This window comes from Micromonospora jinlongensis (assembly GCF_013410645.1).
Classification (GTDB): domain Bacteria; phylum Actinomycetota; class Actinomycetes; order Mycobacteriales; family Micromonosporaceae; genus Micromonospora; species Micromonospora zamorensis.
The window spans coordinates 4,416,469-4,443,058 of the sequence record NZ_JACCHK010000001.1 but is presented as its reverse complement, the minus strand read 5'-3'; the positions used below and the strand labels follow the sequence as shown (position 1 = coordinate 4,443,058).

Annotated in this window: 28 protein-coding genes, 1 tRNA gene and 1 riboswitch; of the genes, 14 read left to right on the top strand and 15 right to left on the bottom strand. The window is 70.0% G+C overall.

Annotated elements, in window-relative coordinates; genetic code table 11:
- The first annotated feature begins 33 nt into the window (after positions 1 to 33).
- Positions 34 to 711 (top strand): PAQR family membrane homeostasis protein TrhA, encoded by a 678-nt coding sequence (gene trhA / locus HNR22_RS19780; protein WP_179781590.1) that lies wholly within the window; start codon positions 34 to 36, stop codon positions 709 to 711.
- A 134-nt stretch (positions 712 to 845) separates the two neighbouring features.
- On the opposite strand, the gene HNR22_RS19775 is transcribed toward trhA, so the two are convergent.
- Entirely contained in the window at positions 846 to 1,133 is a 288-nt protein-coding gene (locus HNR22_RS19775) for a DUF6458 family protein (protein WP_088950887.1), read from the bottom strand.
- A gap of 113 nt (positions 1,134 to 1,246) precedes the next feature.
- On the opposite strand from HNR22_RS19775, the gene HNR22_RS19770 reads away from it, so the two are divergent.
- Positions 1,247 to 1,786, top strand: coding sequence for a SixA phosphatase family protein (locus tag HNR22_RS19770; RefSeq protein ID WP_179781589.1), 540 nt, complete (start codon positions 1,247 to 1,249; stop codon positions 1,784 to 1,786).
- Positions 1,787 to 1,838: 52 nt separating this feature from the next.
- On the opposite strand, the gene HNR22_RS19765 is transcribed toward HNR22_RS19770, so the two are convergent.
- The 4 genes from HNR22_RS19765 to HNR22_RS19750 all read right to left on the bottom strand — a co-directional run bounded on the left by HNR22_RS19765 (position 1,839) and on the right by HNR22_RS19750 (position 6,239).
- Complete coding sequence (locus tag HNR22_RS19765; RefSeq protein ID WP_030332052.1) at positions 1,839 to 2,108, bottom strand: DUF6458 family protein; 270 nt, start codon at positions 2,106 to 2,108, stop codon at positions 1,839 to 1,841.
- 283 nt (positions 2,109 to 2,391) lie between these two features.
- On the bottom strand, positions 2,392 to 4,248 hold the full coding sequence (locus HNR22_RS19760) for an acyl-CoA dehydrogenase (protein ID WP_179781588.1): 1,857 nt from the start codon (positions 4,246 to 4,248) through the stop codon (positions 2,392 to 2,394).
- A gap of 129 nt (positions 4,249 to 4,377) precedes the next feature.
- Positions 4,378 to 5,502, bottom strand: coding sequence for a PP2C family protein-serine/threonine phosphatase (locus HNR22_RS19755; RefSeq protein ID WP_179783633.1), 1,125 nt, complete (start codon positions 5,500 to 5,502; stop codon positions 4,378 to 4,380).
- 104 nt (positions 5,503 to 5,606) lie between these two features.
- On the bottom strand, positions 5,607 to 6,239 hold the full coding sequence (locus tag HNR22_RS19750; protein WP_179781587.1) for a septal ring lytic transglycosylase RlpA family protein: 633 nt from the start codon (positions 6,237 to 6,239) through the stop codon (positions 5,607 to 5,609).
- A gap of 187 nt (positions 6,240 to 6,426) precedes the next feature.
- Between HNR22_RS19750 and HNR22_RS19745 the strand changes: the two genes are divergently transcribed.
- The 3 genes from HNR22_RS19745 to HNR22_RS19735 are packed head-to-tail and all read left to right on the top strand — an operon-like array spanning position 6,427 to position 8,542.
- The gene (locus HNR22_RS19745) at positions 6,427 to 6,978 is read left to right on the top strand and encodes a phosphoribosyltransferase family protein (RefSeq protein ID WP_179781586.1); all 552 of its coding nucleotides are present in this window, start codon (positions 6,427 to 6,429) and stop codon (positions 6,976 to 6,978) included.
- Between the two features lie 33 nt (positions 6,979 to 7,011).
- Positions 7,012 to 8,052 (top strand): questin oxidase family protein, encoded by a 1,041-nt coding sequence (locus HNR22_RS19740; RefSeq protein ID WP_179781585.1) that lies wholly within the window; start codon positions 7,012 to 7,014, stop codon positions 8,050 to 8,052.
- A gap of 58 nt (positions 8,053 to 8,110) precedes the next feature.
- The gene (locus HNR22_RS19735) at positions 8,111 to 8,542 is read left to right on the top strand and encodes an ASCH domain-containing protein (RefSeq protein WP_179781584.1); all 432 of its coding nucleotides are present in this window, start codon (positions 8,111 to 8,113) and stop codon (positions 8,540 to 8,542) included.
- Positions 8,543 to 8,547: 5 nt separating this feature from the next.
- Here the strand turns inward: HNR22_RS19735 and HNR22_RS19730 are convergent, their stop codons facing one another.
- Positions 8,548 to 9,432, bottom strand: a complete 885-nt coding sequence (locus HNR22_RS19730) for an LLM class flavin-dependent oxidoreductase (protein ID WP_179781583.1) — start codon at positions 9,430 to 9,432, stop codon at positions 8,548 to 8,550.
- A gap of 140 nt (positions 9,433 to 9,572) precedes the next feature.
- On the opposite strand from HNR22_RS19730, the gene HNR22_RS19725 reads away from it, so the two are divergent.
- From HNR22_RS19725 to HNR22_RS19715, 3 genes are all read left to right on the top strand, one after another.
- Positions 9,573 to 9,929, top strand: a complete 357-nt coding sequence (locus HNR22_RS19725) for a hypothetical protein (RefSeq protein ID WP_179781582.1) — start codon at positions 9,573 to 9,575, stop codon at positions 9,927 to 9,929.
- 74 nt (positions 9,930 to 10,003) lie between these two features.
- The gene (locus HNR22_RS19720) at positions 10,004 to 10,705 is read left to right on the top strand and encodes a dihydrofolate reductase family protein (protein ID WP_179781581.1); all 702 of its coding nucleotides are present in this window, start codon (positions 10,004 to 10,006) and stop codon (positions 10,703 to 10,705) included.
- Positions 10,702 to 11,376, top strand: coding sequence for a dihydrofolate reductase family protein (locus HNR22_RS19715; protein ID WP_343059882.1), 675 nt, complete (start codon positions 10,702 to 10,704; stop codon positions 11,374 to 11,376). Before HNR22_RS19720 ends, HNR22_RS19715 begins: the two co-directional genes overlap by 4 nt.
- Before the next feature lie 72 nt (positions 11,377 to 11,448).
- On the opposite strand, the gene HNR22_RS19710 is transcribed toward HNR22_RS19715, so the two are convergent.
- A complete protein-coding gene (locus HNR22_RS19710; protein WP_231927181.1) occupies positions 11,449 to 11,793 on the bottom strand; it encodes a VOC family protein in 345 nt (114 codons plus the stop codon).
- Positions 11,794 to 12,022: 229 nt separating this feature from the next.
- On the opposite strand from HNR22_RS19710, the gene HNR22_RS19705 reads away from it, so the two are divergent.
- Together HNR22_RS19705 and HNR22_RS19700 are read left to right on the top strand one after the other, a co-directional pair.
- Positions 12,023 to 12,538 (top strand): DUF6886 family protein, encoded by a 516-nt coding sequence (locus HNR22_RS19705; protein WP_343059881.1) that lies wholly within the window; start codon positions 12,023 to 12,025, stop codon positions 12,536 to 12,538.
- 73 nt (positions 12,539 to 12,611) lie between these two features.
- Positions 12,612 to 12,941, top strand: a complete 330-nt coding sequence (locus HNR22_RS19700) for a hypothetical protein (RefSeq protein WP_179781579.1) — start codon at positions 12,612 to 12,614, stop codon at positions 12,939 to 12,941.
- A gap of 60 nt (positions 12,942 to 13,001) precedes the next feature.
- Here HNR22_RS19700 and HNR22_RS19695 read toward each other — a convergent pair.
- A tRNA-Gly gene (locus HNR22_RS19695) sits at positions 13,002 to 13,075 on the bottom strand.
- 202 nt (positions 13,076 to 13,277) lie between these two features.
- On the opposite strand from HNR22_RS19695, the gene HNR22_RS19690 reads away from it, so the two are divergent.
- A complete protein-coding gene (locus HNR22_RS19690) occupies positions 13,278 to 14,261 on the top strand; it encodes a zinc metalloprotease (RefSeq protein WP_179781578.1) in 984 nt (327 codons plus the stop codon).
- Positions 14,262 to 14,335: 74 nt separating this feature from the next.
- Here the strand turns inward: HNR22_RS19690 and HNR22_RS19685 are convergent, their stop codons facing one another.
- Positions 14,336 to 14,875, bottom strand: coding sequence for a pyridoxamine 5'-phosphate oxidase family protein (locus tag HNR22_RS19685; RefSeq protein WP_179781577.1), 540 nt, complete (start codon positions 14,873 to 14,875; stop codon positions 14,336 to 14,338).
- Positions 14,876 to 14,972: 97 nt separating this feature from the next.
- Here HNR22_RS19685 and dcd point away from each other — a divergent pair, with 97 nt between their 5' ends.
- Positions 14,973 to 15,551 carry a dCTP deaminase gene (gene dcd / locus HNR22_RS19680; protein WP_179781576.1) on the top strand — a complete coding sequence of 193 codons (579 nt, stop codon included), beginning with the start codon at positions 14,973 to 14,975 and terminating at the stop codon, positions 15,549 to 15,551.
- 75 nt (positions 15,552 to 15,626) lie between these two features.
- Here dcd and HNR22_RS31890 read toward each other — a convergent pair whose 3' ends face one another.
- Positions 15,627 to 16,667 carry an NlpC/P60 family protein gene (locus HNR22_RS31890; RefSeq protein ID WP_179781575.1) on the bottom strand — a complete coding sequence of 347 codons (1,041 nt, stop codon included), beginning with the start codon at positions 16,665 to 16,667 and terminating at the stop codon, positions 15,627 to 15,629.
- A gap of 13 nt (positions 16,668 to 16,680) precedes the next feature.
- Positions 16,681 to 16,816, bottom strand: a riboswitch (cyclic di-AMP (ydaO/yuaA leader).
- A gap of 236 nt (positions 16,817 to 17,052) precedes the next feature.
- Between HNR22_RS31890 and HNR22_RS19670 the strand changes: the two genes are divergently transcribed.
- Complete coding sequence (locus HNR22_RS19670) at positions 17,053 to 19,032, top strand: N-acetylmuramoyl-L-alanine amidase (protein ID WP_179781574.1); 1,980 nt, start codon at positions 17,053 to 17,055, stop codon at positions 19,030 to 19,032.
- Between the two features lie 54 nt (positions 19,033 to 19,086).
- On the opposite strand, the gene HNR22_RS19665 is transcribed toward HNR22_RS19670, so the two are convergent.
- The 5 genes from HNR22_RS19665 to HNR22_RS19645 all read right to left on the bottom strand — a co-directional run bounded on the left by HNR22_RS19665 (position 19,087) and on the right by HNR22_RS19645 (position 25,359).
- Entirely contained in the window at positions 19,087 to 20,100 is a 1,014-nt protein-coding gene (locus tag HNR22_RS19665) for a C40 family peptidase (protein ID WP_179781573.1), read from the bottom strand.
- 167 nt (positions 20,101 to 20,267) lie between these two features.
- Positions 20,268 to 21,269 (bottom strand): hemolysin family protein, encoded by a 1,002-nt coding sequence (locus HNR22_RS19660; protein WP_179781572.1) that lies wholly within the window; start codon positions 21,267 to 21,269, stop codon positions 20,268 to 20,270.
- Complete coding sequence (locus HNR22_RS19655; protein ID WP_218906527.1) at positions 21,262 to 22,587, bottom strand: hemolysin family protein; 1,326 nt, start codon at positions 22,585 to 22,587, stop codon at positions 21,262 to 21,264. The genes HNR22_RS19660 and HNR22_RS19655 overlap by 8 nt, the downstream gene beginning before the upstream one ends.
- Before the next feature lie 104 nt (positions 22,588 to 22,691).
- Positions 22,692 to 24,887 (bottom strand): (Fe-S)-binding protein, encoded by a 2,196-nt coding sequence (locus HNR22_RS19650; RefSeq protein ID WP_179783630.1) that lies wholly within the window; start codon positions 24,885 to 24,887, stop codon positions 22,692 to 22,694.
- Positions 24,888 to 25,095: 208 nt separating this feature from the next.
- A complete protein-coding gene (locus HNR22_RS19645) occupies positions 25,096 to 25,359 on the bottom strand; it encodes a cell division protein CrgA (RefSeq protein WP_088950861.1) in 264 nt (87 codons plus the stop codon).
- A 221-nt stretch (positions 25,360 to 25,580) separates the two neighbouring features.
- Here HNR22_RS19645 and HNR22_RS19640 point away from each other — a divergent pair, with 221 nt between their 5' ends.
- The gene (locus HNR22_RS19640) at positions 25,581 to 26,384 is read left to right on the top strand and encodes a DUF881 domain-containing protein (RefSeq protein WP_179781571.1); all 804 of its coding nucleotides are present in this window, start codon (positions 25,581 to 25,583) and stop codon (positions 26,382 to 26,384) included.
- The last annotated feature ends 206 nt before the right edge of the window (positions 26,385 to 26,590 follow it).

Here is a 26,590-nt window from a genome sequence, read left to right as displayed (position 1 = left end):
TGAAAGTAACCTACGGTGCCGTAACCTGAGGAGGTGACCACCTCCGCCCCGCTTCGCCTGAAGCCGGTCGACATCGGTAAGCCCCGGATGCGCGGCTGGCTGCACACGTACGCCTTCTTCGTCGCCCTGGTCAGCGGCATCGTTCTCTGCTCGATCGCCGCCACCCGACCGGGCTGGGCGCCCCTGGTGAGCTGTGTCATCTACAGCCTGACCGTCTGCGGGCTATTCGGCACCAGCGCGCTGTACCACCGTCGGGTGTGGTCGGAGCGCGGCTACCAGATCATGCGCCGGATGGACCACTCGATGATCTTCGTGTTCATCGCCGGCACGTACACGCCGCTCTGCGTCATGCTGCTCGACCCGCGACCTGCCACCGTGATGCTGGTCCTGGTCTGGGGCGGCGCTCTTGCCGGCGTGGCGCTCAAGTTGGTCTGGCCGCACGCGCCGCGCTGGGTTTCCGCGCCGCTCTACCTGGCGCTGGGCTGGGTGGCGGTGGCCATGTTGCCGGACATCCTGCACGGCGGCGGCGTCACCGCACTGGTGCTTCTGGTCGTCGGCGGCGCGATCTACAGCGTCGGCGCGGTCTTCTACGCGTTGCGGCGGCCCAATCCGTGGCCGACCGTCTTTGGGCACCACGAGTTCTTCCACGCCTGCACGCTGCTGGCGGCGCTCTGCCACCACATCGCGATCTACTTCGCGCTGTTCGCCTGAGCGCCGAGCCGGCGCTGTTCGCCTAAGCACTGAGCCCGCGCTGTTCGCCGAGCGCCGAAGCCGGCGCGCGCCGGGGGCAGACGCGAGCCGGGGCCCCGCGACGCTGCGGGACCCCGGAGTTTCGCGAGCGAGGTTCAGACCGGTCGGCCCGGCCGACGCACCTCGCGGTACTCCTGCACGACCTGGTCATCCTGGACCGGCACCACCCGGTCCGCCACGACGCGCTGCTCGCGCACCGGCGCGGCGACCACGGTGCGGCGGCGGCTGTTCCAGAAGTAGAGGGTCGTGATCAGGCCGGCGACGCCGGCCAGCATCAGCACCCAGCCGACCACGGACAGGTCCAGCCAGCCCAGATCGGCCTCCACGGCGAATGCGAGGATCGCGCCGAGCGCGATCAAGAAGATGCTGCCACCAATGCCCATGTCTCGCTCCTCGGCTCAAAACCTGGCGTACGACGCGCCGCGGCCGTCGGTAGGGGTGCGGCATCCATCGACTTACCCAGGCACGGAGATCGCCAATCGGGCAAGCTGGGAGCATGACGGACGCCGACCCCGATACCCGGACGCTGGTGTTGTTGCGGCACGCGAAGGCCGAGCAGGGTAGCGACGCGGCGGACGACGCCGAACGGCCGCTCAGCGCACGCGGGACCGCAGACGCCGCGGCAGCCGGCGCCTGGCTGGCGCGCCACGGGTTGCTACCCGACGTGGTGATCTGCTCGACGGCCAGACGCACCCGCCAGACCTGGCACGGGGTGGCGATGGGAATGACCGGTTCGCCGCCGGAGGGTGGCCCGACTGGGCCACGGCCGACCGTCCGTTACGAGCCCGGCGCGTACGACGCGCACCCCGAGGAGTTGCTGGCGCTGGTCCGCACGGTCGACCCGACGGCTCGCACGGCGCTGCTGATCGCCCACAATCCGGGCATCTCACTACTCTCCGCGCTCCTTGATCCGGAGGGCGCGGCCGACGAAGGGCTACGCACCGCGGAGCTGGCGGTGCACCGTGGCCCACTCGGCTGGACGGAACTGGGTCGGTCGGGCGCTCCGGTCACCGCGCGGCACACCGCACGCGACTGAGCCACCCGCCGCTTCTCGACGGGTGGCTCAGAGGGACGCGCCCAGGTCCAGCTCAGGACGGCGGCGCGGTTGGTGGCGGCGGGTCCGGCGGCGGCGGCATCATCGCGGTCGGATGAGAGAGCCGGTTCTCCTCCACGATGAGGGTCCGAGCCCGCTTGCGCCGGTCCTGCCAGAACCAGAGCGTGGTCAGCAGTACGGCCAGCCCGGCCAGGATGAAGACCCAGCCGACGGCCCGTACGTCGATCCACCAGACGTTGGCTCTCAGCGCGAAGGTCAGGATCGCGCCGATCGCGATGAGAAAAATGCCGCTTCCGACACCCATATGCGCTGCACTCCCCCGTGCGGTGGCTCTGGGCGTTCCCTTTCGAGGTCACGCGACGGTTACCCGCCACGCGACCGGCATACCCGGCCAGGCTCGCCCAATACCCGGCCAGAGGAGGAACCGACCGGTGGTCCTTGCCCCGGAACGGGACGTCGGGGCCGGGAGCAGAGGGAGTCGCTGACCCCCGGACGCGGCGACGGCCGGTGGGGCAGCTGCCCCACCGGCCGTCGGTGTCGGTCCCAGGTGGTGCGACCCGGGACCGGTCAACCGTGCCGTGGCACGGTCAGAAGGCCTCCTCCGGGAGGTCCATGATGTCGAGGTCGGTGTTCTCGATGATCCGCCGGTCGGCGCCGATGCGGGGCAGCACCTCGCGGGCGAAGAAGCGGGCAGCGGCCACCTTGCCGGTGTAGAAGGCCTTGTCGCTGGCGGAGACCTCGCCGGTCAGTGCCTTCAACGCCACCTCGGCCTGCCGCTGGAGCAGCCAGGCGACAACCAGATCGCCGATCGCCAGCAGGAACCGGCGGCTGCTCAGCCCGACCTTGTAGAGCGCGCGGGTGTCGCCACCCTGCGCCTCGCCCAGCCAGCCGGTCATCACACCGAGGATGTTCTGCACCTCGGCCAGCGCCTTGCCGAGCGCCTGCCGCTCCTCCTTGAGCTGGCCGTTGCCCGCCTCGGAGGAGATGAACTCCTGGATCTCGCTGGCGACCGCCATCAGCGCCTTGCCGTTGTCCCGGACGATCTTGCGGAAGATCAGGTCCAGGCTCTGGATGGCGGTGGTGCCCTCGTACAGGGTGTCGATCTTCGCGTCGCGGACGTACTGCTCCAGCGGGTAGTCCTGGAGGAACCCGGAGCCACCGAAGGTCTGCAGGGACTCGTGCCCGAGCATCTCGTAGGCCCGCTCCGACCCGACGCCCTTGACCAGCGGCAGCAGCAGGTCGTTGACCCGCTTGGCCAGCTTGGTGGCCTTCTCGTCGCCGGCGGCCTCGGCGATGGCGACCTTGTCCTGCCAGGAGGCGGTGTAGAGAACCAGGGCACGAAGACCCTCGGCGTACGACTTCTGCAGCAGCAGCGAGCGACGCACGTCCGGGTGGTGGGTGATGGTGACCCGCGGGGCGGTCTTGTCGGCCTGCTGGATCAGGTCGGCGCCCTGCACCCGGCTCTTCGCGTACTCCAGGGCGTTGAGGTAGCCGGTGGAGAGGGTGGCGATGGCCTTGGTGCCGACCAGCATCCGGGCGTACTCGATGATCATGAACATCTGGCGGATGCCGTCGTGCTTGTCGCCGAGCAGCCAGCCCTTGGCCGGTACGCCGTGCTCGCCGAAGGTCAGCTCGCAGGTGTTGGAGACCTTCAGGCCCATCTTGTGCTCGACGTTCGTGGTGTAGACGCCGTTGCGCTCACCCAGCTCGCCGGTGGTCTCGTCGAAGTGGAACTTCGGCACCACGAAGAGCGACAGGCCCTTGGTGCCGGGGCCACCGACGCCCTCGACGCCGACCGGGCGGGCCAGCACGTAGTGCACGATGTTGTCGCTCAGGTCGTGCTCGCCCGAGGTGATGAAGCGCTTCACGCCCTCGATGTGCCAGGAACCGTCGGGCTGCTGGATCGCGCGGGCACGGCCGGCACCGACGTCCGAGCCGGCGTCCGGCTCGGTGAGCACCATTGTGGAGCCCCACTGCTTGTCGATGAAGAGCTTGGCCCACCGCTTCTGCTGCTCGTTGCCCTCGACCTCCAGGACGTGCGCGAAGGAGGGGCCGGAGGCGTACATCCAGATGGGAGCGTTCGAGCCGAGCACCAGTTCGGCGAGGGCCCACCAGAGGGCGCGCGGCGCGTTGGTGCCGCCCAGGTGCGGCGGCAGGTCCAGGCGCCAGAACTCGGAGTCCATGAATGCCTGGTACGACTTCTTGAACGCCGCCGGCAGCGGCGCGGTGTGCGTGGCCGGGTCGAAGACCGGCGGGTTGCGGTCGCTGTCCGTGTAGCTGGCGGCCAGATCGCCGCGGGCGAGGCGGTCGAGCTCAGCGAGGAACGTGCGGGCGGTGTCGGCGTCGAGTTCCGAATAGGGCTCCTGGCCGAACGCCTGGTCCGCCCCGAAGACCTCGAACAGGTTGAACTCAAGGTCCCGCAGGTTGCTCTTGTAGTGGGTCATGCTCGCTGGCCCCGCTTCCGGACAGGTGTTACCGATCAGTAACCCACACTGTATTACTCGCGGGTAGCCAGCGACAAGCGGATCACCCAAGTGACGGCGATTACACACCTCCGGGCCGCGCTGACCGGATCAGCTCTCGGCGGCGCCGACCTCCCAGCTCGGGACCGCTGCGGTCACGCCGGTGCGGGCACCGACGTACTCCATGAGGACCAGAGCGATGTCGTCGTCCAGACGACCATGGACCCACTCGATCAGCGCCGTCTCCAGCGAGGCCAGCCCGTTGGCGACCGTGCCGTGGCCGAGCAGTCGCCAGGCCCGGTCGGCGGTCGGGAAGAACTCCCCGTCCCGCCGCGCCTCGCCGAGCCCGTCGGTGAACAGCAGCAACCGGTCGCCGGGCTCCAGGCGCTCGACCCGGGGGCGGACCACCGGCATGAACCCGAGCGGAGGAGCCGGCGCCGGCGGCTCCAGCGGGATCACCGCGCCCCGACGCAGCAGCAGCGGCGGCGGATGCCCGCAGTTGACGATCGTGAGCGTGCCACCGCGCTCCTCGACCAGCGCCGCGGTGACGAAGTCCTCGTCGCCCACGTTGCGGGCGACCGCGCGGTCCAGGTCGGCGACGACGGCGCGCAGGTCGGCCCGCTCGTACGCCACGTGGCGATAGGAACCGAGGACGATGCTCGCCAGCCGGACCGCGTCCAGGCCCTTGCCGCGCACGTCACCGATGATCATGCGTACGCCGTAGGGCGTGTCGATCGCCTCGTACAGGTCACCGCCGATCTCGGCCGTGGCAGTGGAGGAGATGTAGCGACCGGCGACCGAGAGCGTGCCGACCTGCGGCCCGAGAGGGCGCAGCACCGCCTGCTGGGCCACCGAGGCGAGTTTGGTCAGCTCGACGATCCGGTCCGCCTGCCGCTGGCGGACCGACGTCACCGCCACCGCCAGCCCGGTGGCGAGCGCGACCCAGACCACGTTGACCGAGGTGACCAGCAACATCTCCGGATCGAGCAGCGCGAAGGCGACCCCGATCACTGTCGCGGCGACACCCACCCCCAGCACCACCGGCCACGCCGCCAGTGCGGCGGCCAGGATCGGTGCGGCCGCCAACAGTGCGACGTAGTTCGCCGAACGCCCGTCCGCCGCCTCCACCGCCGACACGATCGCGAGCAGAACGAGGGCCGCGCCGAGGCCGGCGCGGGATCCGGGGCTCAGCGGGCGACGGCCCGACTGAAGGAGTCGCGTGGGTACGAGAGACAGTTTGCCTGATCGGCGTGAAACGGTGAATGAACCTGACCCGTCGTCCGAGGAGGTTCTGACCGGCCGGTCCGATCGACCGGCCGAATCGACGTCACGTGCCCCGCTCAGCCGAGTACCTCGTAGCGGACGGTGAGCGCGCCCACGTCGACCGAGGCGATGGTGGCGAACGCGGCGCGGGAGAGGTCCAGGCAGCGGCCGTCGATGAACGGGCCGCGATCGTTGATCCGCACCACGACCGACTTGCCGTTGGCCGGGTTGGTCACCCGGACCTTGGTGTTGAACGCCAGCGTCTTGTGTGCGGCGGTCAGCGCGTTCGGGTTGAACGACTCACCGTTGGCGGTGAGCTGCCCGTCGGAGTAGAACGAGGCGCCGCAAGAGCCGCTGTCCAGCACCTTCGGGGCGGCGGTGGTCTTCTTGGCGGTCGGCTTCGGCTTCGGCGACGCGGTGCGCTCCTTGCCTCGGGAGGCGGCCTGCTGCGACCGCGTGGCCGAAGGGCTGGCGGACGCGCTCGGGGAGACGCTGGCACTCGGGGAGGCGGCCGGGGAGTTGGGGGCGAGGCTGCTGGCGGCGGTGGTGGGGGCGAGGTCGAGAGTCGTCTGGCCCGACTGAGCGGAGCCGGAGGTCAGCTGCACGGCACCGAACGTGCCCCCGACGGCGAGGGCGACGCCGACCGCCGCGGTGGCCACGATGCCCGCCGGGGAGGAGAAGATGCGGGTACGGGAGTGCTTACCTGCCACCGGCCCGGTCCTTTCGTCGACTGAACAAACCGGGTCGGACCGTAACGAGAGAAGCACTTCCGAAGTCAACGTGATCATAGTGGTATGCCCGTATTTGCACTGGTACGTGTAGCCGATCATCCGATCCGGGGTGGGCCGGCCGGCCCGGGCGTCGGCACGTCGACCGGCCGTGCCGCAAGATGAGTGGATGCCCGCTGAGCTGACCGAACGCCTGGCCGCCCTGTTCCGGTGGATCGACCCCGGTCCGGGCACCAGTCACCTGGTCAGCGACATCTCCGGTTGGTGGCGCGACCCGACGGTGCTGGCCGAGCTGGGACCGGCCCTGGTCGCGCCGTACCGGGCCGCCCGGCCCACGGTCGTGCTCGCCCCGGCGGTCACCGGGCTGCTTCTCGGCCCACTGGCCGCCACCGCCCTCGGGGTCGGCTTCGTGGCCGCACACAAGCCCGGCGACGGCCGACTGCCGGCCGGCCCGCTCACCTGGGCGCAGAGCCCACCGGACTACCGGGGACGGCAGGTCGACCTGGCCGTGCGGGACCGGCACCTCGGCCCCGACGACCGGGTGCTGGTGGTGGACGACTGGGTGCGTACGGGCGCGCAGGTCCGCGCCCTCTACGACATCTGCGCGACGCGTGGCGCCGAGGTGCTCGGCACCGCCGTGGTGGCCGTCGACTGCCCGCCCGAGGTCGCGGCCGACCTGCGGATCACCGGCCTGATCGACGCCGCCGATCTGCACGCTTGACCTGAACCTCGGTTCACGTCCGACGATCGATGCATGAGTGACGGCATTCTCGACGAGGCGTACGAACGACTGCATCGCACCGGCCCCGAATACGAGGGGTGGCTCTCCAACCACGGACCGATGGCCGTCGAAGCGCTGACCCGAAACGGGCACCAGGGACAGGTGCACCGTTGGCTCGACGACTACCTCGGCCGACTCGACGAACTGCCCCGGGGGGTGCACCCGATCGACGACTGGCGAGCGGCGCTGGGCGATCCGAAGCGGGCCGGTGACTGGCTGGCGTACTTCGACCGGCAACTGCGCGAACACCCGTGGCGCGACGTGCTCGGCACCTGGTGGCCCCGCCTGCTGCCGGGCATCGCCGCCGGCGCCACCCACGGGGTGATCCGGGTCGGGCACGCCGTACGCGTCCTCGAAACCGACGACGCGAACCCACCTCGGCTCACCGAACTGGCCCAGGCCCTCGGCTACTGGGCGGCCCGCTGGCAGCCGATCCCCGGCACCGACCGTGTTCTCGACGGCCACCCGGCCGGCTGGGAGCAGATGGATGTGGACGCCGCGCTGGCCGGGCTGCCCCGGATCGACGACCAGACCGGCGGCGTCCGGGATCGGCTGGTCCAACTGCCGGGCGTACCCCGGTGGGAGCCGGCGCTCGCGGCGCTGCGCCCCGCGCGGAGCCCGGACGAGGCGAAGCGCGGGCTCACCACGTTGGTGCACCGCGCCGGCCTGGACTACCTGCGCTTCGGGCACGCCGCGCCGGTCATGCTGGTGCACGCGGTCACCGCGCCGACCGCGGTGCTGCGTACCCTGCCTGCCCTGGACCGGGCGCTGTGGGCGCCGAGCCTCGCCGCGGCCTGGACCGCGACGGCGGCCATGACCTCGGTGTACGCCCCAACCGACGGCATCGCACCACCGACCGTGGCCGCCGCGACCCCGGCGGAGGTCTTCGCCCGAGCGGCTCGGCACGGCGACGAGCACGTGGTCAAGCTCGCCGACGCGGTGCTGGACGCGCACGCGGCGACCGGTGACGAGCGGCTGCTCACCGCCGCCGGCTACGCGGGTCAACTGATCTGAGCAGCGCCCCGGCGCAATGCGGCGGCGGTACGGGGCGCGCTGGCCTAGCCTCGGCAGGATGTGGCCTCGGATCGGCGAACTGCGCACCCTTGCCCTCGGCACCCCCGGCGAGCTGCGGGCGACCCTCAACACCCTCGTGCTGGCCGGCGTGAAGACCGCGACGGCCGGCCGGCTCGCCGAGTATGCGGAAGAGGGCGAGGAGCTGGAGCAGGTCGGGGAACGGCTGGCCCTGGTCGACGACGGCGACGCGCTGGCCGGCGTCGTGGAGATCACTGGAGTCGAGGTGGTCCGCTTCGGTGACGTGCCGTGGGAGTTCGCCCGCGCCGAGGGTGAGGGCGACCGTTCGATCGAGGAGTGGCGCGCCGGGCACTCCGCCTACTGGGCGCGGCTCGGCACGCCGGTCGACGACGACAGCCCGATCGTCTGCCTACGTCTGCGACTGGTCTCCGGCGGCGAGGGTGGAGTCGCCAGCGGCGACCTCGGCACCTGACGAGGTCACCTCTGGCCGCGCAGCTCGGGCAGCAACCGCGTCGCCACGTCCGCCAGGATGGCCTCGTCGCCGGCGTACCAGCTGCTGGCGCGCGGCCAGTGCGTCACCACGTCGGTGAAGCCCAGCTCGGCGGCCCGACCGACCTGGTCGGCGAAGAACTGCGCGCTGCTGAGCGAGAACACCGGCGCCGCGTCCAGCGAGAGGTAACGGTCCAGAGTGGCCGGATCCCGGCCGGCCTCCTCCAGCGTGCGATCCATCCGCGCGGACAGCGCGGACACGGTGTCCCACCAGCCCGACACGTCGTCGGCATCGGTGCCGGTGGTCACCCAACCCTGACCGAACCGGGCCACCAGCCGCATCGATCGCGGCCCGTTGGCGGCCACCACGAAGGGCACCCGGGGCTGCTGCACGCAGCCGGGGTTGTTGCGGGCGTCCACCGCCGCGAACCACTCACCACGCCAGGTGGTGCCGTCCTCGCGCAGGACGAGATCCAGCAGCTCGGTGAACTCGGCGAACCGGTCCACCCGCTGACGCGGCGGCAACGTCTCGCCGCCCAGCACCGCCGAGTCGAAGCCGATGCCACCCGCGCCCAGGCCGAGCAGCAGCCGACCGTCGGAGACGTCATCCACGGTGGTGATCTGCCGGGCGAACGCCGCCGGGTGCCGGAAGTTCGGCGACGCCACCAGGGTGCCCAACCGGATCCGGGAGGTCACCGTCGCGGCGGCGGTCAACGTGGCCATCGAGTCGAACCACGGGCCGTCGACCAGGTCCCGCCAACCCAGGTGGTCGTACGTCCAGGCGTGGTCGAAGCCCCACTCGTCCACCTGCCGCCACCGACGCTGTGCCTCCGCCCACCGCTGGTCCGGCAGGATGACGATGCCAATCCGCATGATCGCCAGCCTAGCCGGGGACAGCACCACCACTGGTTGTCGATCCACCGGTTGCGGTCAAGTCGTACCCTCCGGGAATGCCCGCCGAAGCGCCTGCTGCCCGCGTACCACGGGATCGCCGCTGGCGCACGATCCGCACGGTGGCCATGACTCTCGCGGTGGTTGTCCCGTCCTTCCTCCTCCGCGACCTGTTCGAGTCCCGGTTCGGTAGCGGGCCGATGGCCGACCTCAGTGCGATCGCACTGCCGATGGCGGCGACCGCGTGGCTCGCGCCGTACGCCTCCTATCGGCGACGCGACGCCCTGCTCTGGCTGGCCGGCCCGGGCTTCTACGTCTTCATGGTGATCGCCTGGCGGGTGGCCCTCGCGCCCTACCGGGACTGGCGGCCCCGCCCGGAGGAGTTGCCCCGGATGCATTGGTCCCGCGACCCGGAACACGCCGGAACCTGGTACCTGGCCGAGCCAGCGGGTGACGCACGTCACACTGCTCTCCGGTAGGGGTCCTCCGTTCGGTTCCGACCCCTTGGCGAGCTGCACCCGTCGGGGGTGTGACCGAGGAGAGGACCAGCGCGATGACCAAGGTGACCGCACAGCTGTCGGTGTCGGTGGACGGCTTCTACGCCGGCCCACGGTTCGAGGGCGACGGCAACTGGATGGACTCGGCGGAGAGCGCCGGGTTCTTCCGGATCACCCGCTGGGCGACCGAGGCGTCTGCGTGGCGTGAACGACAGGGCCTCGCCGGTGGTGAGCAGGACACCAACTCCGAGGTCATCGCCGAGTCGTTCGGGGCCGCCGGCGCGTACGTGATGGGGCGCCGGATGGCCGACGGCGGTGAGGTGCCCTGGGGCGAGGAGCCGCCGTTCCGGGCGCCGGTCTTCGTGGTCACGCACCGCCCCCGCCAGACTCTCCTGCGGGGCGGAGGCACCAGCTTCACCTACGTCACCGATGGCGTGGCCAGTGCCGTCGAGCAGGCGCGCGCCGCAGCCGGCGGCAAGAACGTCGCCGTGGCCGGAGGCGGCAGCCTGGTGCGGCAGGTCGTCAAGGCGGGGCTGCTCGACGAGTTGGAGCTGCACGTCGTACCGGTCGTGCTCGGCACCGGCCTGCGACTGTTCGACGCGGACCTCGACCTCGGCGACAAGGAGGCGATCGAACTGACGCCGACCCGCGTCCTGCACACCCCGCAGGTCACCCACATCCGGTACGAGGTGAACGGTCGCGCCCCACTCGTGCTCGACGATCGGGGCAGCGGCGGCGGCCCGACGGTGACCAGGTGACACCGTCGTTCCAGGAGGAGATGAAGATGCCGCAACTGCTGCGGGTGCAGTGCTTCAACGTGTCGCGCGACGGGTTCGGCACCGGCGAGGGGCAGAGCCTGGAACGGCCCTTCGGCCACGCGGACCCCAACCCGCTGTTCTCCTGGCGGGCCGCCACCGCCAGCTTCGTGTATCGCACCGAGCCCGGCGGCACTCGCGGCCTCGACGACTATCTGACCCGCGACGCCGAGTGCAACATCGGCGCAGAGATCATGGGTCGCAACAAGTTCGGCCCTCAGCGTGGCCCCTGGGAGAACCACGACTGGCAGGGCTGGTGGGGGGACAACCCGCCGTTCCACACGCCGGTCTTCGTGCTCACCCACTACGAACGCCCGTCGTTCACGCTGTCCGACACCACGTTCCACTTCCTCGACGCCAGCCCGGCCGAGGCGCTGGCCCGGGCGAAGCAGGCAGCCGACGGTCGGGACGTACGCCTCGGTGGTGGGGTCGCCACCATCCGCGAGTTCCTCGATGCCGACCTGGTCGACACGATGCACATCGCCGTCGCGCCCGTGGACCTCGACCGGGGTGAGCGCTTGTGGGACAGCCCCGACGAACTTCTCGACCGCTTCCACCTCGAGTCGGTGCCCAGCGCCAGCGGAGTCACCCATCTCCTGTTCTGGCGACGCTGACCGTTTGGCGCCTCAGATCTTGGACAGTTTCCGTTACGCCTGAACGGAAACTGTCCAAGATCTGTGCAGGCCCTAAGCGAGGCGGGACAGCACCAGCATGCGGTTGCCGTCGGGGTCCGTGACCCGGGCGGATCGCTCCCCCCACGGCTGGTCGACCGGTTCCTCGGTGACCGTGGCACCGCCCGAGCGCAGGGCGTGCACGGCGGCGTCGCAGTCGTCGGCGTAGACGCACAGCTCCCAGCGGTGCGATTCGGCCGGCCCGCCGGCCTCCGGATTCGCGGCCAGGCCCAGCTCGCTGTTGCCCAGTCGGAGTGCGACGAACTCCGGAACGCCCTCGTCCGGGAACCGGTAGGTCAGCTCGAAGCCGACCACATCCCGGTAGAACCCGATCAGTCGTGGCAGGTCAGGTGTCGTCACGATCGGAAAAGCTTCGGTGAACACGGACCACCTCCAGAGCGGACACTAACGGACGCCCTTGGTGATCGGGAGCAACCGTTTGGGAGGCCACCTCCGTCGAAGAGCGGTTTTCGAGTGCCGGCATTCCGGCGACGCTGAGTTCGGAGCGCGACCGGAGGCTGCCCGAATGTAGTTGAGCTGAGCACCGCTCCCAGGTAGGAACGACCAGATGCGACCAGAGCCTGGGCAAGTGCTGCATTTCTCGGAAGATCCGACGATCACGCGGTTCGTTCCGCATGTCGCCGCGACCGCTCAGCAACCGGGCGCGTACGTGTGGGCCGTCGACCAGGATCGGGCTCCCGATTACTGGTTCCCGCGCCAGTGCCCCCGGGCGATGGCCTGGGTGCTGCCGACCACCTCTCTGGCGGATCGTGATCGCGTCGTCGGAGCGGGCTGCGGCGAGCGAGTCCACGCGATCGAGTACGGCTGGCTGGAAGCGATGCAGAGGGCGCGACTGTTCGCGTACCGGCTACCAGCCGATCGCTTCCAACCCTTCGGCGCTCCCGAACCACACGCGCTCGTGGCAGTCGAGCCCGTCACACCCCTCGGTCCTCCCGAGCCGGTGGGTGATCTGCTGCGGTGCCACGCCGAGGCGGGAATCCAGCTGCGCGTGCTGGACAACCTCTGGTCCTTCTGGGACGTAGTGATCAACAGCTCGGTCGGCTTCAGCGGCATCAGACTGCACAACGCAAGGCCCCGCTCCTGATCCTCCCCGGAAACCGGAAGGAACGAATGGGTCACCGCCTGGGGTCCCTTGACGGCTGTGGGAGTCTCGCCGAGTGCTGGTTAGAGCAATCGTCGGGGCCGTCATCACCGCCATCGGGTGCGCGGGAGCGGTTGTCTTCGCCTATGCCGTGATCCTGGTCGGCGTGAAAGGCCAACGCGCCAGCGAACGGGCATGGGGGCGGGCGGCCAACCTGCCCCGAGCTGTCTTCGCTGGCTATTTCGGCGCTGCCGGTCTTGCTCTGCTGTCGACGGCGCAGCTGGTCCTGTTCTACCGCGACGAAGAGTGGTTCTGGCTGATCGCGCCCCAACAGGGAGCGATGGTGCTGTCTCTTGCGGCGGGATGGCTCGCGATGCACAGGATGGGCAGGTCCGCGTACCAGTAGCGGCCGCAGCAACGTCGAAGGCCCTGGCGGGGACTTGCGTCCTGACCAGGGCCTTCGCAGTGGAGCGGGTGACGGGAATCGAACCCGCACTGTCAGCTTGGGAAGCTGATGTTCTGCCATTGAACTACACCCGCAGGCGGCACCACTGTACCCGAGTGGTCGATCCGGTGCACCCAGGCACCCCCGCGAGCCCGCCACGCCAGGCGCCCAGGAAGAAGTTTCCGGACGGCAACATATGGCCGTTCTCAAATGCGTCGATGGGTTGTAACGTCTGCCACACGTTGCCAGCCACGGCGTGACACACTCCCTGCCGCGCCGCCAGAAAGAGGTGGGCCCATGGGACCCCGTCCCAACCTGCTGACCCGGCGTGCCGCCGGTGTCGCGTCGACGACCCTCGCGCTGCTGCTCAGCACCGCCGCGGTGGGCGTCGTTCCGGCCGCTTCGGCCTTCTCCGCGGCGCCCGGCGGCGCCTGCGTGGAGCCAGCCGACAGCCACTCCAACGCCCGGATCAAGCCCGGTGCCGCGGCCAAGCACGACCCGAACGAGCTGACCGCGCAGCAGGTCCGCGAGCGGGACGCGGACCTCGCCGCTGCGTTGCGCGAGCGCGCCAACTTCCGCACCGGCGCCGGCGCGACGGCGCTGGCCACGGTCACCATCCCCGTGGTGGTGCACGTGATCCAGGAGAACAGCACCCGGGCCGGCGGCAACATCCCCGACTCGATGATCACCTCGCAGATCACCGTGCTCAACCAGGCCTACGCCGGTGCGACCGGCGGAGCGGTCACCGCGTTCGCCTTCCGACTCGACAAGATCAACCGGGTGACGAACCCGTCGTGGTACCCGATCGTGCAGGGCTCGTCGGCGGAGCGCTCGATGAAGTCCTCGTTGCGGGTGGGCGGCAAGAACACCCTCAACATCTACCTCGGCGAGCTGAGCAACGACCTGCTGGGCTGGGCGACCTTCCCGCAGCGCAACCTGAGCAGCATGGACGGCGTGGTCGCGCTGAACGAGTCACTGCCGGGCGGCACCGCCACCAACTACAACCAGGGCGACACCGGCACCCACGAGGTGGGCCACTGGCTGAACCTCTACCACACCTTCCAGGGCGGGTGCGGCGGCTCGGGTGACAGCGTCAGCGACACCCCGGCCGAGGCGTCGCCGGCCTACCAGTGCCCGACCGGGCGCAACACCTGCTCGGCGACCGGGCTGGACCCGATCACCAACTTCATGGACTACACCTACGACTCGTGCATGTACCAGTTCACCCCCGGGCAGGCCAGCCGGATGCTGACCGCGTGGAACGCGTACCGCGCGGCGTAACTTCCCCGCGTACGACCGGTGCCGGCCCCGTCACGACGGGGCCGGCACCGGTGTCTTTCTCCCCAGGACCAGACTCAGGCGGCCGAACACTGGACGTTGCGGCTGCGGCGGGCCGGGCGAGCCTGCGGTACGGCTGAAGGTGCGGCCGGGGCCAGCGGGTCGAGCCACACCTGCACCTCCGGCCCACCGACGGCGACGCCGAGGCCGTGCTGCTCCCGGCGGGCCAACATCGCCACGTCGACGGTGAACTCGAACAACCGCCAGTCGACCTGCGGCTCCGCCCGGGCACCCTGCGCCAACCGTGCGAGCTGGAGCGGATCGGTCACCGGACGGGCGCGACCCGCCACGTACGCCTCGTCGTCGCTCTCCTCCGGAGGGAACGAGTGCAGCGCGTAACGGCCGTCGCGTTCGAGATCGCGGCGCTTCGGAGAGTCGACGATGAAGCAGAACAAGCCCTCGTCGGTGATGACCGGGGAGACCGGATGGACCCGGGGCCCGCCGTCGGCGCGGACCGTGGCCAGGTAGCCGAAGCCTGGCCCGTACTGCTGGAGGAGAACGCGGATCCCGTCGGCGAGTCGGGGCTCGTCGGCGGCGAATTCGGACCAGGAAGCCATGTGGGCATTCTATCGAACAAATGTACGAGCAGCGACCTCGACGCGCTGGTCATCGGCACCGAATCCTGGCACTTTCGACAACAGCTATGGTGGTCCGATGCTGCTCTCCGACCGCGACCTGGTCTCCGAGCTCAAGGCCGGCACGCTGGGCCTGGAGCCGTTCGAGCCCACCCTGGTCCAACCCTCCAGCATCGACGTCCGACTCGACCGGCTGTTCCGGGTCTTCAACAACCACCTCTACACGCACATCGATCCGGCGATGCAGCAGGACGACCTGACGTCGGCGGTCGAGGTGCCAGACGGCGAGCCGTTCGTGCTGCACCCGGGCGAGTTCGTGCTGGCCTCGACGCTGGAGGTCATCTCGCTGGGCGACCAGCTCGCCGGCCGACTGGAAGGCAAGAGCTCCCTGGGCCGGCTCGGGCTGCTCACACACTCCACCGCCGGCTTCATCGACCCGGGGTTCTCCGGTCACGTGACGCTGGAGCTCTCCAACGTGGCGAACCTGCCGATCACCCTCTGGCCGGGCATGAAGATCGGGCAGCTCTGCATCTTCCGGCTCTCCTCGCCGGCCGAGCACCCGTACGGTTCAGCGGTCTACGGCTCGCGCTACCAGGGCCAGCGGGGGCCGACGCCCAGCCGCGCCTGGCAGCACTGGCGCACCTGGCCCACCCGCTGACGGGCTGAGGCACGACGGTCAGACGACGAGGGCCCGCCGCGACGGATCGCGACGGGCCCTCCTGGTCACCCGGGGTCAGCCTGGGCGGCCGTAGCTGTGGATCGGGCCGTCGTCGACCTTCTTCATCTTGACCGGCTGGCCGGCCTGCGAGGCGTGCACCACCCAGCCGTTGCCGACGTACATGCCGACGTGGTGGATGTCGCTGTAGTAGAAGACCAGGTCGCCGGGGCGCAGGTCAGCCTTGCTGACATCCTTGGTGACGCGGCTCTGCTGGGCGGCGTTGTGCGGCAACGACACCCCGGCCTTCGCCCATGCGGCCAACATCAGACCCGAGCAGTCGTACGAGTTCGGGCCCTCGGCACCCCACACGTAGGGCTTTCCGATCTGCGCGCAGGCGAACTTGACCGCCGTGCCGGCGGCGCCGCCGGGGTAGCTCGCCGGACAGGGCGCGGGACGCAGCGGACCGCCGCCCCCGTTGCCGTACACCTTGAGGCGCAGCTTCTGCAGCCGGTCGATCTCTTCGTTGATCTGCTTCTTCTTGGCCGCCAACTGGGCCTCGGTGCGGGCCAGCTGGGCGACCATCTCGTCCAGCGGCGCCTTCTGCGCGGCCAGCTCGTCGCGCAGGTCGGCGACCTCGCGTACGTCCTGCTGCTGGTTGTGCGCGAACCGGTCGAGCATTTCGAGCTGGCTGACCACCTCGCTGGGCGACCGGCTGCCGAGCATCGCGTTGACGGTCGAGACGGTCTCGCCCTTGTACGCGCGCACGGCCAGCGCGCTGACCTTGTCCATCGCGGCGTCGACCTGCCGCTCCAGCGGGGCGATCCGGGCGGCCAGCGCGTCCGCCTGCTTGCGCTTGGCGGCGAGGTCGGCCCGGGTGGCGTTGTGCCGTTCGATGATGGGTTCGAGTGTGTTCCAGTCGGCGTCGATCTGGCGCTCGATCTCGGCGACGGACGGGTCGGCGTGGGCGGCCGTGGCGCTGCCCGTCAGGACGACGGCGACGCCGACCAGTGCGGCGAGAGCGGTGGTGAAGCGGGACCAGCGTGGGCGCGGCACGATCGACGTCGGGACGGCGAATGCCGACCGCTCGGACGACGGCCGCGGGGCATGGAGTGCCACCGGGGTTCCGTACTCCTTCTTCCTGACCGCCTACCGGGTTAGCTGACGGGTTCGGGCGGGAAGTCGGCGCCCTACCGCAGTGGCTGCGGATTCACCCCGAGGGACGTGGGTCCCCGGTTCGCTCGGAAACGACTCGGCGGTGTCGGTCCGTTACCGCCCGGGATGGGCAGAGCTGCTGTCGGGCCGACAAATGACCAGAGTAGAGACGCCCGTTACCGATCCGCAACCCGTACGGCCGTGACACTCCGTACCGATCGGATGGGGGTCACCGACCGTGTATGAAGATTTCTTTCTGAACAAGTCGATAGATGGAAAGGTATTGACGCGGACTCTCCAGCGGCGCGATGGTGACCTGACCTCTACCCGCGAGAATCTAGGGGGTTCGATGCACCATCCAACAGTGTCGGCCGGCTGGCGCGCACTGCTCGCCACGACCGTCGTCGCCGCCGCGAGCGCGGTGCCACTCTCCACGGCCGCCACCGCCGCACCCACCGCCGATCGCCAGCAGCAGTACGCGACCGCGGCGACCGAGTACGGCGTGCCGACGGGCGTGCTGCTCGGCGTCTCCTATCTGGAGTCCCGCTGGGACAGCAACGCCGGCACACCGAGCACGAGTGGCGGCTACGGCCCGATGCACCTGACCGACGCCCGCCACGTGACCGCTCTACCCGGGCGCGGCCACCACGACGCCGGCGCCGAGGACCCACGCGGTGACGACTCCCGGCCCTCCCGCGTGCCCGCACCCCGACCCGTCGAGGCCCCCGCACCGACCGCCGCCGCGTTGCAGACCGTGGACGCGGCGGCCGCACTGACGGGTGCCACCCCCGAGGCGCTGCGCACCGATGCGGCGGTCAACATCCGGGGTGGGGCCGCGTTGCTCAGCGCGTACCAGCGGGAGTTGGGTGCGCCGGTCGGCGCGGACACCGACCCGGCGGCCTGGTACGGCGCGGTGGCCCGCTACGCCGGTGCGGACAGCGCCGACGCCGCCGCGGCCTTCGCCGACGAGGTCTTCACGACCATCGCCGCGGGCGAGTCCCGGGTGACCGACGACGGCCAGCGGATCACCCTGCCGGCACGCGCGGTACAGCCCGAGCGCTCCTGGTTGGACCGGCTGGGCCTGCGCCGGTTGGCCCGCCCGGACGGGCTGGAGTGCCCGCGCACCGTCTCCTGCGAGTGGATCCCGGCGCCCTACGAGGCGTTCGGCGACGGGGACTACGGCAACCACGACCTCTCCGACCGGCCCGCCCGGCAGAAAATCGAGTACATCGTCATCCACGACACCGAGGCGAGCTGGGCGACGACCCTGCAACTCGTCCAGGACCCGACCTACGTGAGCTGGCACTACTCGCTGCGCTCCGTCGACGGGCACATCGCCCAGCACGTGAAGACCAAGGACGTCGGCTGGCACGCGGGCAACTGGTACGTCAACGCCAAGTCGATCGGTCTCGAACACGAGGGCTTCGCCGCGCAGGGCACCTGGTACACGGAGGCGATGTACCGGACCTCGGCGAAACTGGTGCGGCACCTGGCGCTGCGGCTGGGCATCCCGCTGGACCGCCAGCACATCATCGGCCACGACAACGTGCCCGGCACCGTCGCCTCGACCGTGCGGGGAATGCACTGGGACCCGGGCCCCTACTGGGACTGGACGCACTACTTCGACCTGCTGCACGCACCTCGGCTGGACACCGGCACCCCGGCCACCGGGCTGGTCCGGATCGACCCGGACTACGCCACCAACCAGCCGGCGTTCGTCGGGTGCGTCACCCCTGGTGTGCCGTGCACGCCGCGCGGCTCCTCGTCGGTGATCCTGCACAGCGCGCCGTCCGCAGACGCGCCGCTTGTCAACGACATCGCCCTGCGCCCCGACGGCACCCCGAACACCATGGAGGTGTCGGACCATGGGGCCCGGGCATCCGCCGGGCAGACGTACGCGCTCGCCGGGCGGCAGGGCGACTGGACCGCCATCTGGTATCTCGGGCAGCGGGCCTGGTTCCACAACCCGGCGTCCGCGCCGACCGCCAGTTGGACCGTCGGCGTCGTGGCCACGCCGAAACCCGGAAAAACGACCATCCCCGTGTACGGGCGGGCGTACCCGGAACAGGCGGCGTACCCGGACGGGGTGCCCTACCAGACGATCTCGCCGCTGCAGTACACCCTGGCCGCCGGACAGCGGTACGCCGTCGGCGCGGTGCTGGCCGGCGAGTACTACCGGGCCAGCACGTTCGACGGCTCGTCGCCGGGCGACTGGACGGTGATCCGCGGCAAGAACCGCTACGCGCAGATCCAGTTCGGCCACCGGATCATGTACGTCGATCTCGCTGACGTGCAGCTGTTGCCCTCCCCGGTGGGCGCGCCCCGCTGACGAACAACGACGGCCCCCGGTCGGTGACCGGGGGCCGTCAGTGCGTGATCTGGATCAGCCAGGTCTGCGGAACCCGGCGACCGGCATGGTGTTGATGCTGGACACCTGCACCGGTTTGCCGGCACGTGGCGCGTGCACCATCTGGTTGTTACCCAGATACAGCCCGACGTGACTCAGCCCGGAGAAGAAGAAGACCAGGTCACCGGGGCGAGCGTCGGCTCGCGCAACCGCCTTGCCCTCGTTCCACTGGTCACCCGTGTGGTGGGTGAGGTAGATCCCGGCCGACTTGTAGGCGTACTGGGTCAAGCCCGAGCAGTCGAACGAGTTCGGCCCGGTGGCGCCCCAGACGTACGGATCACCGACCTGTTGGCAGGCGGTCTTGATCGCCTTCTGGGCAGCCGTGCTGGTCACACCGTTGATTGTCGGGCAGCCCTCGGTCTTGACCGTGGTCTTGGGCATCGACGCCTCAAGCTGCTTGATCTCGGCGTCGATCTGCTTCTTCTTGGCCGCCAGCTCGTTCTGCTGCTTGGTCTGCGTGACGATCAGCTCGTCCAGCTTCTGCTTCTCGCCGTCGTACTTGGCCCGCACGGCCAGCACGCCCTCGACCTCCTTGCGCTCCTGCGCAGCCAGCCGATCGAGCACGGTGAGCTGCTCGGCGAGCGTGTCCGGCTTGACGCTGACCAGCAGGGAGCCGATGTCGTGCGACGGCCCGGAGATGTAGTAGCGGGAGGCGAGGTCGCCGACCCGGTTGAGCGCCAGCTCGCTCTGGAGCGCCAGCGGCGCGATCTTCTTCTGCAGATCCGCCGACTTCTGTCGATTGACCTTCAGCTGCGCCCGGACCTTGTTGTACTGCTCGATGGTGGGCTCCAGCTGCTCCCACTTCTTGTCGATCTGCGCCTCGATCTCGTCGACCGTCGGATCGGCGTGAGCCGGTGCGGCGAGCAGACCGGCGCCGACTGCGGCGGCGGCGACCAGGACGAGCAGACGGTGGACGCCGCGGCGCAGGCCACCTGGCCGAGCAGACGTGTTCAGGCCGTGACGATGAGGGGGCATGGTTGCCACCGGCATCGACTCCTTTGCAACCGACCGCCGGGCGCCTCGCGTGAGGGAAGGGCCGAGGCAGACGACCCACAGCGGTCGGTGCCTCACATTAGGGAAGCTCGGAGCGGTAATCAAGGTGAGCGCAGTAACCATCACTGTCGTGCAACCGCTTGCACACCAAGGGTATTCGCTGATTAGCCAACGATAGCGGTCAATACGTCGTCGAGAGTGACCACACCGAGAGGGCGCCGGCCGTCGCTGACCAGCACCATGTGTCGCCGCTCGCGGCGCATGGCCAGCAGCAGATCGGCCAGCGTACGCTCCGGCGGCACCACCGCCAGCGGTCGGTAGACCCGGGCGGGCACCGGCGACCGACGACCCTGCCCGGCGTACCCGAGGACGTCCTTGACGTGCACGAAGCCGAGCACCCGACGGGTCGACCGCTGCACCACCGGAAAGCGGGACCGGCCGGTCCGGGTCGCCAACACCTCCAACGACGCCGGTGAGACGTCCTCGGCCACCGTCACCACCGTCGACCACGGCTGTAGCGCGTCCGCCGCCGTGCGGCTGTGCAGGGCCAGGGCGCCGGTGATCCGGGCGTGCTGCTCCTCGTCGAGCAGACCCTCCGTACGCGCCTGGGAGACGAGCCCGGCCAGTTCCTCGGCGGTGAACACCGTCTTCACCGCCTCGGACGCCTCGATGCGCCAGAACGCGAGCACCCGACGGGCCGCCCATTTCATCGCGAGCAGCAGCGGCTTGGTGGCCACACAGAACGCCAGCATCGCCGGGCCGAGCCACAGTGCCGAGACCTCCGGACCGGCCAGCGTGATGTTCTTCGGCACCATCTCGCCGACGACGGTGTGCAGGAAGACCACCACGCCCAGTGCCAGCACGAACGCCACCGGGTGCACCGCCCGCTCGGGCAGGCCGGCCGCGTGGAACGGAGGCTCCAGCAGGTGGGCCAGCGCCGGCTCGGCGATCGCGCCCAGACCCAGCGAGCAGACCGTGATGCCGAGCTGCGCGCCAGCGATCATCAGCGGGATCTGGTTCATCGCCGACAACGCCCAGCTGGCCCGTTTCGATCCGGCGGCCAGCGGCTCGATCACCGTCCGGCGGGACGCGATGAGCGCGAACTCACTGCCCACGAAGAACCCGTTGCCGAGCAGCAGCAGCACGGTCACCAACAGCTCAGTCATCGTCGTCCGGCTCCGCTGGGCGCAACACCCGGACCTGCTCGATCCGGTGCCGCTCCACCTCCACCACTGTGAACTCCCAGCCGTCGGACTCGACAGTCTCGCCGGCCAGCGGGATGTGCCCGAGCCGAGCCATCAGGAACCCGGCCAACGTCTCGTACGGGCCCTCGGGCAGCCGGAAGCCGGTCTGCTCGGCCACCTCGTCGGAGCGGAGCACCCCGTCGACCAGCACGGTGCGCTCACCGCCGGGCACGGTCAGCTCGCCCGCGTCAGCGTCGTCCACGCTGGCCGGGTCGAACTCGTCGGCGATCTCCCCGACCAACTCCTCGACGAGGTCCTCGATCGTCACCACGCCGTCCGTCCCGCCGTACTCGTCGACCACGATGGCCAGATCGGCGCCGGCCGCCTTCAACGCGGCCAGGACGCCGTCCAGGTCGAGGCTCTCCGGCACGTACACCGGCTCGCGGGCCACCGACCCGACCATGGTCGACGCACGCTCGGCCAGCGGCACGCCCAGCGCGTCGGGCACACCCGCCACGCCGGTCACCAGGTCCAGCGTCTCCTCGTACACCGGGAAGCGGGTCCGTCCGGTCCGCCGGGACTCCTCCAGCAGCTCGGCCACGGTGGCCGTGACGCGCAGCGCGACCACGTCCACCCGGGGGGTCATCGCCTCGGCGGCCCGCTTGTCGCCGAACCGGATGGTGCGGCGCAGCAGCATGGCGGTGTCCGTCGGCAACGCGCCGGCCCGGGCCGAGATGGCCGCCAGCAGACCCAGCTCCTCCGGTGAGCGGGCGCTGGCCAGCTCCTCCTGCGGCTCGACACCGAGCGCTCGGACCAGTCGGTTCGCCGAGCCGTTCAATCCCCGGATCAGCCAGCCGAACGTCCGGGAGAAGGTGTGCATCGGCCCGGCCGTGGCCAGCGCCGCCGGCATGGGCCGGGCCAACGCCGCGTTCTTCGGCACCAACTCACCGAAGAGCATGGAGATCAGCGTGGCCAGGGCCAACGCGAGGAACGGGGTGTAGCGCCCGGTGTTCTCCCCGACAAGCGGGCGCAGCAGCGGGGTGAAGAGTCGGGCCAGGGCCGGTTCGGCCAGGTAGCCGGTGAGCAGCGCGGTGATGGTGATGCCGAGCTGTGCGCCGGAGAGCTGGAAGGAGAGTTCGCGCAGCGCGGCGCGTACCGTCAGGGCCGCCTGGTCGCCTGCGGCGGCCCGCCGGTCGATCTCCGCGCGGTCGACCGTGACCAGGGCAAACTCGGCCGCGACGAAGAACGCGTTGCCCGCGGTCAGGGCAACGAACCCGACCAGGGGTAACAGCGTCGTCAAGAGTAGGCCGTCGATGTCGCCTCACCTCGGCGAGATTCTTGCACGACGGCGGCGGCCCCTCGGGGGCCGCCGCCGTCGATGTTCAGATCCCAGATGTACGCGCCTCAGCCGACCGGTGCCGTCTCCTTGCCGCCCTGCGGCTGCTCCGGCTTGACCGAACGGAGCAGCACGCTCGCCACGTCGATCACCTCGACCTGCTCGCCGGCACCCTTGCCGTTGACGCCGTCGTTGAGCATCGTCGAGCAGAACGGGCAGCCGACGGCGACCGTCTTCGCCCCGGTGGCCATGGCCTCCTCGACCCGGTCCACGTTGATCCGCTTGCCGATCTTCTCTTCCATCCACATCCGGGCACCGCCGGCGCCGCAGCAGAAGGAACGCTCGCTGTTACGCGGCATCTCGGTGAGCTCGCCCTCGATGGCGTCCCCGAGCACCTCGCGGGGGGCCGCGAAGATCCGGTTGTGCCGGCCCAGGTAGCAGGGGTCGTGGTAGGTGACGCCACCGTCGACCGGCTGCACCGGGGTGAGCTTGCCGGTGGAGACCAGGTGGGCCAGCAACTGGGTGTGGTGGACCACCTCGAACTCGCCGCCGAGCTGGCCGTACTCGTTGCCCAGGGTGTTGAAGCAGTGCGGGCAGGTCGCAACGATCTTGCGCTTGGCCTTCTCCCGACCCTCGAACGCCTCGTTCAGCGTCTCGACGTTCTGCTGGGCGAGCATCTGGAAGACGAACTCGTTGCCGATCCGCCGTGCCGGGTCACCGGAGCAGGTCTCGCCCTCGCCCAGGATCGCGAACTTCACCCCCGCCTCGTTGAGCAGGGTGGCCACGGCGCGGGTGGTCTTCTTGGCCCGGTCCTCGAACGCGCCGGCGCAGCCGACCCAGAACAGGTACTCGAAGTCGTCCACCTCGCCGACCCGGGGCACCTCGAAGTCCAGGCCCTTGGTCCAGTCCTCGCGGGTGTTCTGCGGGGCGCCCCACGGGTTGCCCTTGTTCTCCAGGTTGCGCAGCATCACGCCGGCCTCGGAGGGGAAGCTCGACTCGATCAGCACCTGGTAACGGCGCATGTCGACGATGTGGTCGACGTGCTCGATGTCCACCGGGCACTGCTCGACGCAGGCGCCGCAGGTGGTGCAGGACCAGAGGACGTCCGGATCGATGACACCGCCCTCCTCGGCGGTGCCGATCAACGGCTTGTCGGCCTCGGCCAGGGCCAGCACGTCCAGGTGCGCGAGCTGCGCCTGGGTGGCCTTCTCCTCGCCGGTCAGGTCCTTGCCGCCACCGGCCAGCAGGTAGGGCGCCTTGGCGTAGGCGTGGTCGCGCAGGCTCAGCACGAGCAGCTTGGGCGACAGGGGCTTGCCGGTGTTCCAGGCCGGGCACTGCGACTGGCAACGACCGCACTCGGTGCAGGTGCTGAAGTCCAGCAGACCCTTCCAGCTGAACTGCTCGACGTGGGCCACGCCGAACTGGTCCTTCTCGGGATCGGCCTCCTCGAAGTCGAGCGGCTTGCCCTGGCTCGTCATCGGGCGCAGCGCCCCGAGGCCGGACCCGGCCGGTCGGGTCGGCTCGCGCTTGAAGAAGATGTTGGGGAACGCCAGGAAACGGTGCCAGGCGACACCCATGGTGACGTTCAGCGAGATGACGATCAGCCAGGTCATCGAGATAATGATCTTGATGACAGCGGCGACGCTCGTACCGTCCTGCCAGGCGGGCAGCACCGCGCCAACGGCGTGGCTGACCGGGGTGGCCCAGAACGGGTACTCGAAGTGGTCGGTGGCGACCTTGAAACCGCGGATCAGCAAGCCGAAGATCAGGACCAGCAGCACGATCCACTCGACGAAGTAGCCCTGCCACATCGTCGAGCCGGTGAACCGGGAACGACCGCCCGGCCGGTTCGGCCGGTTGCGCAGCCGGATCGCCATCAGTACCAGGATGCCGACCAGGCCCAGCACGGTGATGACCTCGGTGGCCAGGCCGAAGATCGTCCAATGCCCGATGATCGGCAGCCCGCCCGTCGGGGTGACCACCTCGAAGTACGCCTCGAGCACCAGCAGTGACAGCACGATGAAGCCGACCATCACGAACCAGTGGGCGGCACCCACCACGCCCCACTTGAGCATCCGCGTGTGGCCGGCGGTCTCCACCAGCATCGTCTTCGTGCGGGCGCCCTTGTCCGTGAACCGCTCCGGCGCGGGCTGCCCGAGCCGGATGACTGCCGTCATCTTCAGGACCGCACGCACTGCAAGCCACACCGCCACAGCGGTGATGGCGGCCGCGAGGATCGTGGTGACGATCTGGACGCTGCCCATCGAGTTGGCCTCCCCGGTCTGCTGCCTGATGACCTCGCTGCGCTCGGTCATGCAATGCAGCCTACGCGAAGGTTACCCAGCAGTAACGTGAGTCATCTCGCAGTAGGCCACGCTGCCTGCGGACACCATAGGGTGCCCCATCCGATCCTGCCGGGCAGGGGCTCGATGAGGTGATGCGCAACCGCCGGTGCGGCGACGCCGAGCCGGCTCAGCGCCAGCGAGAGAGCAGCGCCAGCGAGGCGACCATCGCGCCGAAGCCGACCGCGAGGTTCCAGTACCCCCACGCCATGACCGGGTACTCCTGCTCAGACAGGTAGTAGACGACCAGCCAGCCGATCCCGGCGACGATCAAGGCGACCGCGGTGACCGGCAACCACACCGGGCTAGGCTTGCGCGACGAAGCCGTCGTCGTCGGACGGACGTCCGTCGGCGGGGTGTACACCTTCTTCTTACGGACCTGAGACTTGGGCACGGCGCTCTCCAGAGGGGTGACGACCTCGTCCGGCCTGACAACCGGGCGCGGGGGCGACGGTCCATGGCCAATAATGTTCGAGAGCTAGCGTAGTCCCGATTGCCCGCCCGGACCACGAATGGGGTCAGGCCGGTGCACGGAGTGACCGAAAGAGGCGGGACTGTTCGCATCACCGGCCCGGCCGGGGCGGACCGATCCCTGATATGCGGAAGGAACGCTCGGTGGAGTACACATCCGGCGCAACCTCCTGGCAGAAGGTCCTGCGCCGGGCCGCCGCCGGGCTGCTGCCCCGGCGACCGCGTCAACGGCGTCCGGGCTGGTCGATCGGGGTGCCCCTGATCGCCGCCGCGGCGGGGCTGCTCTTCACCACTTCCGCGACCACAGCCGACGGCACCGCCCTGCGCGAGGACCGGCGACCCCAGCTCAACCAGCTCATCGAAGACCGGCGCGAGCAGGTGGCGGCGAGCGAGCGACGGGCCGCCACGCTGCGCGGCGAGGTCGAGCAACGCACCAACACGCTCGCCGGCTCGGACACCCCGATCAAGAGTCAGCAGAATCGCGCCCAGGGCAGCCTCCAGGCCGCCGGGTTCACCGCCCTCGCCGGCCCCGGGGTGACAGTGGAGCTGAACGACGCGCCGCAGCTCGACCAGACCCAGCCGAACGCCAGCAACGACGACCTGGTGGTGCATCAGTCTGACGTACAGGCGGTGGTCAACGCGCTCTGGGCCGGCGGAGCGGAGGCCATGTCAATCATGAATGTCCGCGTGCTCACGACCAGCGCGGTACGCTGCGTCGGTAACACCCTGCTGCTCCATGGCCGGGTGTACTCCCCACCGTTCAAGATCGTGGCGATCGGCGATCCCGCTGCCCTCCAGCAGGCCCTCGCCAGCTCTGAGGGAGTCCGGTTGTTCAAGGACGCGGTCGACGACTACCAGCTCGGTTACAAGGAAACGACCTCCACGGTGGTGCGGGTCCCGGCATTCGAGGACTCAACCGCCCTGCGCTCGGCTACGGTGCCCAAATGAGTGGGCCGGACGAGCGTCGCGACGGGCGACACCGGAATCAGACCGACGAGCCGACGGATTTCCTTCCCAAGGTCGACCGTCCCGAGCCGGCACCCCGCCCGACCCCGGCCGGCAACTGGCCCGAGCCGGTGCTGCCGAGCCGACCCGCCGCGGCGCGCCCGCCGACCAACCCCGAGCCTCCCCGCGCCACTGAACCTCCCCGCACT